Below are 11148 nucleotides of genomic sequence, written 5' to 3' on the forward strand. Positions count from 1 at the left end.
GCCACCGACCCAACGTGAACAATCTACCGACGCTCCGTTACGAACGGTTGACCATTACTGCACGGAGAAGAAGGTCGCAGGGGTGGACCAGGACAACTCGGGCGTAGCGGTGCTGATGACTGTCGCCGTGGTGCCATCGACCGCCATGCTCGGCGAAGCCGTCGGGTCGAACGGCGCACTGCGCAGGGCGCCGTCGGTTCCACCGTAGACGATCCGACCGCCCACCCAGGCCATGCCACGCACTCCGGACCAGGTCACCCCGGTGGTCGGCAGGGTGAACTCGGTGGCGCCGAGGTAGTTGCCGTCGATCTCGAAGTAGCGGTAGTAGAGATTGTTGGCCCCGGTGCGGGTGTAGTAGAGCCGACCGTCGAGGAAGAAGGCACCGGTCAGGATCGCCGGGTTGTACCAGTCGTTGTAGCCGGACGCCTCCCACGACGAGCCGATCGCGCCGCCGTTGAACAGTGAGACGTCGATCCGGCTGCCGGTGGGCGTGCCGGCCACCGTGTGCGACCAGTAGATCCGGTCGTCCACCCGCCACGTCGCGCCGGCCGCCGTGTAGGCCGGCTGGCTGACAGTGGTCGCGGTGCCCAGCGCGGTGCCGTCGAACGGCACCTTCGCCACCGTGCCCGGACCGGTGTTCAGGTAGAGGTTGCCGGTGGTGCCGGAGGGCGGGTTCTTCGGGGTGAAGGTCCGCCCGCCGGCCAGCGGGAACATGCCGAGCCGGCCGTGGTACTCCTCGCCCATGCCATCGGAGTTGTGCCCGAAGTAGAGGCCGTCCGAACCGCGCCAGAGCACCGGCACCGCCGAACCCCAACTGCTGGTGCCGGCGGGCATCGAGGCGCTCCCGCTGCGGCGCGGATTCCAGTTCACCGGCATCCCGGTGGCCGGGGTGACCGCGGCGATGCCGAGCCGGTCGACAGCGCCCGGACCGGCGTTGTCGCTGGCGTTCGGGTTGTTCATCCAGCGGAAGTGCCCGCCCAGGTAGATCACGTTGTCCGCCACCTCGACCGAGGTGATGGTGTCGTTGCCGGTGAAGTCGGTCCAGGTGGCGACCAGGCCGCTGCCCCGCGCGGCGGTCTCGAAACGGACCAGGACGTCGCAGTACGCGGTCGGCCAGCCGCCGCCACCGTTGCTGCCGACGACGAACCAGCTGCCGTCCTCACCGAACTTCACGTCCTGGACGTAGTGCACGAAGGTCGACGGCGACGCGCAGGGCGAGGTGTACTTCTCGGTGCTCCAGTCGAGCAGGGTGGGCGTCGCGGAGACGTCCACAAGCGCGATCTGGTTGCGCGCCACGCCGTTGACGAGCGTGAAGTTGCCGCCGACGACAAGCGTGTTGCCGTCCGGCGCGACATCGAGCGTCCAGACGTACGACGTGGTGCCGTGCCGTCCCACTGTGGCGTCGATGACGAAACTCGGGTCGATCGCGCCGGTTGTCGCGTTGAGCCGGCCGAGACCGACGTGCGCGGTGCCGTTGAGCCAGTTGAACGCGCCGGCCACGTACAACCAGTTGCCGTGCAGCGCCAGGTCGCGGACGGTGCCACCGTCGGAGCGCCCGACCCAGCTGTCGATGGTCGCGCCGGTGGCCGGGTCGAGCGCGACCAGGTTCTTGCGGGAGACACCGTTGACGTTCTTGAAGGTGCCGCCGACGATCAGCGTGCCGCCGGGGCCGGCGACAAGCGTGTTGACCGCGCCGTCGAGCACCGGCAGGAAGGTGGTGGACATGGTGCCGGTGAGCCGGTCGTACGCGAAGAGGTAGCGCTGGGTGACCCAGGCGGAGCTGGCGGTCTGCCGGAGTTGGGTGAAGCTGCCGCCGACGAAGACCGTGTTGCCCACCTGGGCGAAGGCACGGGTCTCACCGTCTCGGGCGTGCGGCGTCACGTCGGCGGGATTGGCCGACACCAGGGTCGCCGTCGCCGGGACCGGCACCACCGCGGCCGACGCGGTGGTGGGTACGCCTAGAACCGCGGCGACGATCGCCAACGCGACCATCCCCGCTCTGATACGACGTCGTCCTGCGAAACGCCACAAGTGCGAGAGTTTGGGCACGCTGCGCCTCCAAGATGGATGAGAACCCGAGGTAGCGTGCCTCGGCCATCTTGGTCAAAGAAATCCGCCGATTGGGCGGTGCATGAATCTGCTAGCCGACAGAACGCCGGGCGGTCGGATGTCCGACCTCCGGCGCCCGGCGTCCTGTCACGGCGCTGAGACGCTCGTCAGCGGCTCCCTCCGGTGGGCTGCCGCAGGTACGGATCCTGCCCGGCCTTCGCGAAGCCGGCCACGGCCGAGGCATCGTGGTTCATCGTCATGTCGCAGGTCGCCGTACGGCTGGTCATGCCCGGTGAGTTGAAGTAGATGGCGGCCTTGATCTTCGGGTGGGCCTTCAGCGCCGCCGGGAAGTCCTGGAACCAGCGCTGCTTGGCCCCCAGGTCCTTGGCGTCGAAGTTGGTGCCGAACTCGGCGAGCATCCGGGGCTTGCCGGCGCCGATGCCGTTGGCGTCCAACCAGTCGTAGAAGCCGCTCACGGTCGTGTTCGGGCTCTTCCACACGGTGCTGCCGTTGCAGACGTGGAAGTTGTACGGGTCGTAGGCCACCCAGTCGACGTACTGGTCACCGGGGTAGAGACCGGCGTACCGGGAGTAGTGCCCGGACCAGCCCATCATCGTCCAGACCCAGACCGCGTTCGTCGCGCCGGCCTTGGCGAACCGCTCGTAGACGTACTTCCAGGCCCGGACGAAGTCGGCGTCGCTGCCCTTGTTCGGCTCGTCCTCCGGCTCGTGGTCGAAGCCCATGAACACCGGCACGCCCGCCGCACGGATCCGGCCCGCGACCGCGTCGATAGTCGCGTCCTGGCGGCCACTGTAGACATCGGACCACTTCAGCGTGGTGCCGGCCGAGAAGTCGCGGGACTCCCAGGCGAAGAACATCAACCGGCCCTCGCGCATCTGCTGCGCCTCGTACTTGTCCGGGAAGGCACCGTTGCTGCCGGCGTTGGAGAAGTCGTGGTAGCGGTGCACGATGTCGAACTTGCGCCCGACCTGCGCCTCCACGTCGGTGACGGCCTTGCCGTGGTCCCAGCCGCCGGCCGCCCCGGCCGGTGAGTACATGCCCCACCAGGCGCCGCAGGACGGGACGAGCTTGTCCGACACGGATCCACACCGGCCGTCCGGGAGGGTGCCGCTCGGACTCGGTGTGGCGGTCCGGCTCGGCGCGATGGTGGCCGACGGCTTCGGCGCGGCGGTGGTCGGCGCGGTGGTCGGCGCGGCGCTCGGCGACGACGCGGGCCGGGTGGTCGTCACTGACGACGGTCGGGTGCCGATGTCGTAGCTGATCACCAGGCTGGGACGCAGGTCCGGGTTGCGGTTCTCGACCGACGCCCAGTAGATCCGGCTCTCCAGACCGGTCTGCGCCAACGCGACGGTCCAGGTGCCGTTGCCGGTGACCAGCTTGGAGATGTCCCACTCGTTGAAGCCCTTGGACACCCCTGTCACGCTGTCCAACGCGGCGCCCACCGGCACCGGGGCCGGCCGCGCCTCGCGGGCGCTCAGCGGCGAGGCGTGCGCCGTCACCGTGGCGTCGAACTTCTGCCAGGCGTGCATCCGCAGCGTCGCCCGCACGTTCACTGCGGCGGCCGGCACCGTGGTCACCGAAAACTCGATGACCGCCTCGCGGCCACCGCGCGGATTGCCCTCGCAGCGCGTCGCGCAGGTGGCAAGCGTCGGCTTGGCGGCGTTGTCGCCGTCCTGCGTCACAGCGGTCGCGGTGGTGTCGGCGCTCGCCCGGATCGACAGATCGTCGCTGGCAAGCAGCGGCATCATCGTCGCCACGATGCCGGCCACCACGGATCCGCCGACCACGCCGACGGCGATCGCCTTGCGCCGTGGTGTGGAGCCTAACCGGGTTATGCGGTGCAGTCCGTGCCTGGTCAAGAAAACTCCCCGTGTGAATGCGTCAGTAACGGTGAGCAGCGTATCGATGGCCGGGACACATCGTGGGGAGGACAGTTTCCCGTAAGCGGGTCTTAACCGTCAGCTAAAGAAGACCGCCGCCGGTCGCCTGTCGCACCGCGTCCCGCATCGCCGCGACCGGCGCGGGCACGCCGGTGAACTGCTCGAACTGCCCGATCGCCTGGGCCAGCAGCAGGTCCAGACCGGACACCACCCGCGCGCCGGCCGCGCCGGCGGCAGCGGCCAGCGGCGTGGGCCACGGGTCGTAGAGCGCGTCGAAGAACACCGCCCCGGCCCGCCAGGCCACCGCGCCGGCCAACGGGTCGGCGACGCCCTTCGGCACTGTGGAGACAGCCAGGTCGGCGGCGGCGAGGTGGCGGTGCGCGGCGGCCCAGTCGGCGGGGATCACTGCCACCCCCAGCACGTCCGCCACCGGCCGCAGCTCGTCGACCGCCGCCGCCCGACGGGCCACCACAGTGACCGAGGAGCAGGCCAACCGCGCGGCGGCGGCGAGCGCGGCGCGGGCCGTGCCGCCCGCACCGAGCACCGTCATGGCGGCACCGGAAACCACCCCGGCTTCGGTGAGCACCCGCACCATGCCGGCGACGTCCGTGTTGTCCGCGTACCAGGAGCCGTCGGCACGGCGTACCAACGTGTTCGCCGCACCGACGGCGACCGCGACCGGCGAGGCGGCGTCGGCCACCGCGAGCGCGGCCTCCTTGCCCGGCATGGTCACCGACAGACCGGCCCAGTCCGGCCCCAGGCCGGCGACCAGATCCGGCAACTCCGCGGCCGCGCACTCGATCCGGGTGTACGACCACCCGGTCAGGCCGGCCGCCGCGTACCCGGCGTTGTGGATCACCGGCGAGAGTGAGTGGGCGATCGGCTTGCCGAGCACCGCGGCCCTACGGGTCGGCACGTCCACCGCCGGTTGTCGTCGCCACGGTGCGCGTCACTGCCCTGCCCTCCCGCGTTCGTCGGATCGGCTGCGTCAGTCGATGATGCCGGCCGCCCGGGCCTTGTCCTTGTTCCGTTCGTGCTGCTCGGGAGTCTCGGCGAACTCGGAGTGACCCTGCTTGTCGACCGCCACGAAGAACAGCCACTTACCCGGCGGCGGATCCATCGCCCCTTCCAGGGCCTCCTTGCCGGGGTTGTTGATCGGCGTCGGGATCATGCCCCGCAGTTTGCGGTTGTACGGGTTCTTCGAGTCGTCCATCTCGGCCGCCGTCATCTGCCTGGACGACTTGGTCGGTTTGCCGATCGACTCCAGGTAGTAGTTGACAGTGACGTCCATCTCCAGGCAGTTGCAGGGGAACTCGCCGTACGCCCGGTTGTACGCCACCCGAGCCACCTTGCCGAGGTCCTCGGCGTTGCCCGCCTCGGCCTGCGCCAACGACGCCACGATCAACGCCTCGTACGGGCTGATGCCCTGCCGTTCCTTCTGCACCGTGTCGGCGAACTTCATCTCGCCGGTCACGGAGAGGAAGCGGTTCACCATCAGCTTGAGGATGCTCTGCGCGGTGGCCTTCGGCGGGATCTCGTACGTGTCCGGGTAGAGGAAGCCCTCGATGGACTTGACGACCTTCTTGCCGTCCTCGCGGGTGAACCACCAGTCCGGCACACCGAGCGCCTCCGGGTCCTTCGCGGCGGTCTGGAAATCCTTGATCGGGATCTTGGTCTTCTCGGAGAGCAGCTTGTAGATGTTCAGGCTGGTGCGACCCTCGGGGATCGTCAACCCGTTGACGATCTTGTTCTTCAGGTCGAGCATCGCGGTGACGGCGCTCTCGCCGCTCATCTGCTTGCGCAGCTTGTACGTGCCCGGCTGGATGTTCTTGCTGCGCGAGTTGGCCTCGGCCGCCTCGATGAACGCCTTCTGGCTCTTCACCACGTCCGCCGCGACGAGGGCCTCCGCCATGTCGGCGATCAGCGCACCGTTCTTGATCTCGACGGTGGCCTCACCGGTCCCGGAGCCGTCATAGTCGGGGGTGACGAAGTAGCTCTGGATGCGGTCGAAGCCGTAGTACGCGCCGCCGCCGATCACGCCCAACAGGACCAGGGCCATCAGCAGCGCCAGGAACGTCTTGCCCCGACCACCGCCGGACCCACCGTTGCGCTTGCGGAAGCTGCGCCGATGCCGGCCCTTCTCCCCCCGCTCCGCCTCGTCGAACCCCAGGTCCAGATCGTCGATCATTTACGTCCGCCTCCGCTGCGCGTCCAGCCAGCTCTGCAGGATCTCCACTGCGGCCGCCTGATCGACAACCGCACGTTGACGTTTACCTCGGACGCCACGCTCGGCAAGCCTACGAGAGGCGACCACCGTCGACATCCTCTCGTCAGTGAGCGTTACCGGCACGGGCGCTATCACATCGACCAGTCGGTCAGCGTACGCCTTCACGTGGACAGCCGCCGGGCCGTGTTTACCGGCGAGATTGACCGGAAGGCCGACGACAACCGCCACGGCTTCATGTTCGGCCACCAGCGCGGCCAACTCGGCGAGATCGCTCGGGACGGCGTCCGGCGCCGCCGTGAGGTCCCGGGCCAGGGTGACCAGGGGCGTAGCCAGGATGCCGTCCGGATCCGAGCGGGACACACCCACCCGCACCTGACCGACGTCGACGCCGATCCGCACACCACGCGTGAGCTCAGCCACCGACGGTCACCACCCGACGGGTACGAACCAGGGCGGGCCAAAAGGCCCGCCCTGACCGACAGTGATCGTCCTTCACGCTTCGGTAATCGCCTTCTCGACGGTGAGCAGCAGGTTCGGTGCCTCGGCCGCCGGCAGTCCGCCGCCCTGGGCCAGGTCGGGGCTGCCCCCGCCACGCCCGGAGAACGCCGCCTTCACCAGCTCCGACGCGGCCAGACCCCGGCTGCGCGCGGCGGCGTTGACCGCCACCACCAGGGACGCCTTGCCGTTCGACCGGGCCGCCACCGCGACCACCGCCGGCCGAGCCGGGTCGATCTTGCCGCGAATCTCCTGGGCCAGGGTCCGCACGTCGTTGCCGGCCGCCCCCTCCGGCGCCTCGGTGCCCACGTACGCGACGCCCCGCACATCCTTGGCCTGCGCCGCGAGCGCCGACGCCCCACCCAGCACCAACTGGGCGCGCAGCTTCTCCAGCTCCTTCTCCGCGTCCCGAAGCTGGGTGACGGTCTGCTCCACCCGGTCGGCGACCTGGTCGTTCGGCACCCGGTACAGCTCGGCCAGCCGGGACACCAGCAGGTGTTCCTTGGCCAGGAAGCCGAAGGCGTCCATGCCGACAAGCGCCTCGACCCGGCGGACACCGGAGCCGATCGACGACTCGGAGAGGATCTTCACGAGGCCGAGCTGGGCCGAGCGGGCCACGTGGGTGCCGCCGCACAGCTCCCGGGCGTAGTCGCCCACCTCGACGACCCGCACCTCCTCGCCGTACTTCTCGCCGAAGAGCGCCATCGCGCCGATCCGCCGCGCCTCGTCCAGCGAGGTGATGAAGGCGTGCACCTCCAGGTCGGCCAGGAGCACCTCGTTCACCTGCTGCTCCACGTCCCGCAGGACGCTCGGCGACACCCCGGTCGGGGTGTTGAAGTCGAACCGGAGCCGACCGGGCGCGTTCAGCGAACCCGCCTGGGTCGCCGACTCGCCGAGGAAGTTCCGCATGGTCTGGTGCACCAGGTGGGTGGCGGTGTGCGAGCGGGAGATCGCCCGCCGCCGCGTGGTGTCGATCTCGGCGTAGCCGGCCTCGCCCGCGCGTACCTCACCCCGGATCACCCGGGCCCGGTGCACGATCAGGCCGGGCACCGGCTGCTGCACGTCGAGCACCTCGACCTGCCCGCCACCCACCGTGATCATGCCCTGGTCGGGCTGCTGGCCACCGCCCTCGGCGTAGAACGGGGTGGTGTCCAGCACCAGCTCGATGGTGTCGCCCTCGGTCGCCGCCTGGCGGGGACCGTCGGCGCCGAGCAGCGCCCGCACCGTCGACTCGCGGGACACCTCGCTGTAGCCGGTGAACGTGACCGGGCCACCCGCGTCGAGCACCGACCGGTACGCCGACAGGTCCACGTGCCCGGTCTTGCGGGCCTGCGCGTCCGCCTTCGCCCGGGTCCGCTGGTCGGCCATCAGCCGCCGGAAGCCCTCGTCGTCGACGGTGAGGCCCTGCTCGGCCGCGATCTCCAGGGTCAGGTCGATCGGGAAACCGTACGTGTCGTGCAGCTGGAACGCCTTCGCCCCGGACAGCGCCGAGCCGCCCGCGGTGCGGGTCTCCGCGATCGCGGTGTCCAGGATCGTGGTGCCGGCCCGCAGGGTGGACAGGAACGCCTCCTCCTCCGCGTACGCGTAGTCCGCGATCCGGTCGAAGTCGGTCGCCAGCTCCGGGTACGACGGGGCCATGCAGTCCCGCGCCACCGGCAGCAGCTCGGGCAGCGCCCGGTCCTGCCAGCCGAGCAGCCGGATCGACCGGATCGCCCGGCGCATGATCCGGCGCAGCACGTAGCCGCGGCCCTCGTTGCTCGGGGTCACCCCGTCGCCGATCAGCATCAGCGCCGTACGGACGTGATCGGCGATCACCCGCAGCCGGACGTCGTCCGGGTGCGACTCGCTCGCCACGTGCCCGGAGTGCGCGCCATAGCGCTTACCGGTCAGCTCGGCCGCCCGCGCCAGGATCGGCTGGACCTCGTCGATCTCGTAGAGGTTGTCGACGCCCTGCAGGATCGAGGCCATCCGTTCCAGGCCCATGCCGGTGTCGATGTTCTTTGCCGGCAGGTCACCCAGGATCGGATAGTCCTCCTTGGTGGTGCCCGGGCCCCGCTCGAACTGCATGAAGACCAGGTTCCAGTACTCCATGTAGCGGTCCTCGTCGACCGCCGGGCCGCCCGAGCGGCCGTACTCCGGGCCCCGGTCGTAGAACAGCTCCGACGACGGACCGCACGGCCCGGGAATGCCCATCGACCAGAAGTTGTCCGCCTTGCCCCGGCGGACGATCCGCTCGGCCGGCACCCCCACCGACCGCCAGATCTCGTACGCCTCGTCGTCGTCGAGGTAGATCGTCGGCCAGATCCGCTCCGGATCCAGGCCGTAACCACCCTCGGCGATCGGCTTCGTGGACAACTCCCAGGCCAGTGGGATCGCGCCGGCCTTGAAGTAGTCACCGAAGGAGAAGTTGCCGTTCATCTGGAAGAACGTGCCGTGCCGGCTGGTCTTGCCGACCTCGTCGATGTCCGGGGTGCGGATGCACTTCTGCACACTCACCGCCCGCTGGTACGGGGGCGTCTGCTGACCGAGGAAGTACGGCACGAACTGCACCATGCCGGCGTTGACGAACAGCAGGTTCGGGTCGCTGATGGCGGGCAGCGGAGCGGACGGCACCACGGTGTGGCCATTCGCCTCGAAGTGCGCGAGGTACCGCCGCTTGATCTCCGCCGTCTTCATCGCTGGTGTTCCTCCGGGAAAATTTCTCGATCGCCGATCCGCGGGTCTTCCCGCAGCTCAGCGAACTGATCGTCGAACGCCTCGCCCTGGGCGAAGGCCTGGTGGATCTCCTGCTCGCGCTCGGCCATCCCGACCCGGACGTCCTCCACGAAGCTACGCAACGACTCGACGAGCCCGCCAGCGGATTCCGTCAGCGAGCTGGCGATGCCGGCCGGCGTGTACGCCTGCGCGGTCCGGGTCGCCTTGCGGACCACGATCACCCCGACAGCCACCCCGATGCCGAGCCAGAACAAGCGCCTCATGTCTCGCTACCTCCTGCTGCGCCGGCCGGTCAGCTGTTGCCGCGCCGCGCGGCCCGGCGCTGCTGCTTGATGGTGTCGCGTACCTCGCGCTCGGTCTCGGCGTGCCGGCGACCGGCGGCGGCCTTGCGCACGCCGTAACCGAACGCGGCCACCTTCACCAGCGGGTTCGCGGCGGCGGCGGAGACCACGGTGGCCAGGTTGGCGACGTTGGCGGTGACGTTCTGCGCGTGGCTGGTCATGGTGTCGACCTTCGCCAGCTGGAGGTTCACGCCGTCGAGCGAGATCTGCACCTGCTCCAGCGCGGTGTTGACGTTCTTCACAGTGGTGTTCACGTCACCGAGCAGCGGCGCCGTCCGATCGTTCAGATCGTTGATCATCCGGGTGGTGGCGTCCACCGTGTGGCGCAGCCGCAGGATGGGCAGCGTCAGGATGAGCACCAGCACCGCGAACGCGCTTGCCGCGATCAGCGCCGCGATAGCTCCAATGTCGCCCACGCCTGTCCTCCTCAAGCAGAGTTCCGCAGGACCCGACGTCCCCGGAACGCAGAACCATGGCACCCGTACCGGCCGGCACGCCGTCGGCGTTCAGCGGTAGCGGGCGAGCCCGCCAGCCCCAGACCCTACCGTCCGTGATGGAGACCGGCTCACGACGGTGAGGGGGTCAGCTCACCCAGCGGATCCCCGCTGACCGTCGGGAACGGGTCCTCTCCGGTAAGTGACGGGTCGGTGGTCGGCTGCGGCCTGGTCCGCTCATCGTCGATCGCGTTGCGTACCTTCACCGACACCAACGAGCCGGTGCACTCCGTCGCAGCGGCCGACGGGTCGGCGGACGGCACGACGGCCGGCTCACCGTCGACCGGCGGCGGCACGCACGTCGGCTCGCGTACCCACAGGTCCAGGGTCAACTCGTCGCGACGCCAGCAGGTGTAGCTGCCCTTCGTCTTCTGCTCCGGGCACCGGCTCACCTGCCACGGCCGCCAGCCGTCCTGACGCAGCGCGTCCTCGTAGACCCGCGCCGTGTCCTGCGGCGACTTCTCCGAGGTGACGGTGCGCTCCCGCAGCCGGCAGTCGAGCAGGCACCACCGGCTGCCGCTGACGTCGTCGACCGTCTTGGCGGCGGCCCAGCCGGGCACGTTCAGTTGATCCAGGTTGTCGAAGACCGGGTCACGGCTCAGCGTCCGGATGCCGAAGAAGAGCGGCACCGCACCGAGCAGCACGACGCTCACCACCACCAGCACCGCCGCCCGGAGTCGACGGCGCTCCCGCAACTGGCGGCGCAACTCGGACCGGGCACCCGGCTTGGCGTCCTCGGGCGGGTCCTGCCCGGCGGCGCGCAGCGCGGGCGGACCGGCCTGCTCACCTGCCGGCCGGTCCACCGGGCCGACCGGGGCCGGCACGGCGGCGGCGGCACGAGCCACCCCGACGGGCTCGCCGACCCGCTGAACGGTGCCACGGAGACGGTGTCCCTCGCCTCGACAGCAGCGGCGATGACGTCCCGG

Annotated in this window: 9 protein-coding genes; all 9 read right to left on the reverse strand. The window is 69.9% G+C overall.

Annotation, left to right across the window (positions count from 1 at the left end):
- Window positions 1-54: 54 nt before the first annotated feature.
- The 9 genes from AB0B85_RS26170 to AB0B85_RS26210 all read right to left on the reverse strand — a co-directional run bounded on the left by AB0B85_RS26170 (window position 55) and on the right by AB0B85_RS26210 (window position 10986).
- Window positions 55-2004 (reverse strand): hypothetical protein, encoded by a 1950-nt coding sequence (locus AB0B85_RS26170; protein WP_357411625.1) that lies wholly within the window; start codon window positions 2002-2004, stop codon window positions 55-57.
- A 212-nt stretch (window positions 2005-2216) separates the two neighbouring features.
- Window positions 2217-3929, reverse strand: coding sequence for a glycosyl hydrolase (locus AB0B85_RS26175; RefSeq protein ID WP_357411614.1), 1713 nt, complete (start codon window positions 3927-3929; stop codon window positions 2217-2219).
- Between the two features lie 103 nt (window positions 3930-4032).
- Window positions 4033-4845, reverse strand: coding sequence for a shikimate dehydrogenase (locus AB0B85_RS26180; protein ID WP_357411626.1), 813 nt, complete (start codon window positions 4843-4845; stop codon window positions 4033-4035).
- Window positions 4846-4938: 93 nt separating this feature from the next.
- The gene (gene mltG / locus AB0B85_RS26185) at window positions 4939-6138 is read right to left on the reverse strand and encodes an endolytic transglycosylase MltG (protein WP_357411615.1); all 1200 of its coding nucleotides are present in this window, start codon (window positions 6136-6138) and stop codon (window positions 4939-4941) included.
- Window positions 6139-6597: a Holliday junction resolvase RuvX gene (gene ruvX, locus AB0B85_RS26190; protein WP_357411616.1), complete on the reverse strand. Its 459-nt coding sequence runs from the start codon at window positions 6595-6597 to the stop codon at window positions 6139-6141.
- Window positions 6598-6669: 72 nt separating this feature from the next.
- A complete protein-coding gene (gene alaS, locus AB0B85_RS26195) occupies window positions 6670-9348 on the reverse strand; it encodes an alanine--tRNA ligase (protein WP_357411617.1) in 2679 nt (892 codons plus the stop codon).
- Window positions 9345-9650, reverse strand: coding sequence for a hypothetical protein (locus AB0B85_RS26200; protein WP_357411618.1), 306 nt, complete (start codon window positions 9648-9650; stop codon window positions 9345-9347). Before AB0B85_RS26200 ends, alaS begins: the two co-directional genes overlap by 4 nt.
- Before the next feature lie 29 nt (window positions 9651-9679).
- Complete coding sequence (locus AB0B85_RS26205; RefSeq protein WP_124823092.1) at window positions 9680-10144, reverse strand: DUF948 domain-containing protein; 465 nt, start codon at window positions 10142-10144, stop codon at window positions 9680-9682.
- A gap of 149 nt (window positions 10145-10293) precedes the next feature.
- Window positions 10294-10986, reverse strand: a complete 693-nt coding sequence (locus tag AB0B85_RS26210) for a hypothetical protein (RefSeq protein WP_357411627.1) — start codon at window positions 10984-10986, stop codon at window positions 10294-10296.
- Window positions 10987-11148 lie beyond the last annotated feature (162 nt).

The sequence above is a fragment of the Micromonospora sp. NPDC049044 genome, assembly GCF_040649215.1.
Classification (GTDB): domain Bacteria; phylum Actinomycetota; class Actinomycetes; order Mycobacteriales; family Micromonosporaceae; genus Micromonospora.

Excerpts from the sequence above, each read along its gene's own strand:
- mltG (WP_357411615.1), bottom strand. The coding sequence starts at position 6,138 with ATGATCGACGATCTGGACCTGGGGTTCGACGAGGCGGAGCGGGGGGAG.
- alaS (WP_357411617.1), bottom strand. The coding sequence starts at position 9,348 with ATGAAGACGGCGGAGATCAAGCGGCGGTACCTCGCGCACTTCGAGGCG.
- AB0B85_RS26200 (WP_357411618.1), bottom strand. The coding sequence starts at position 9,650 with ATGAGGCGCTTGTTCTGGCTCGGCATCGGGGTGGCTGTCGGGGTGATC.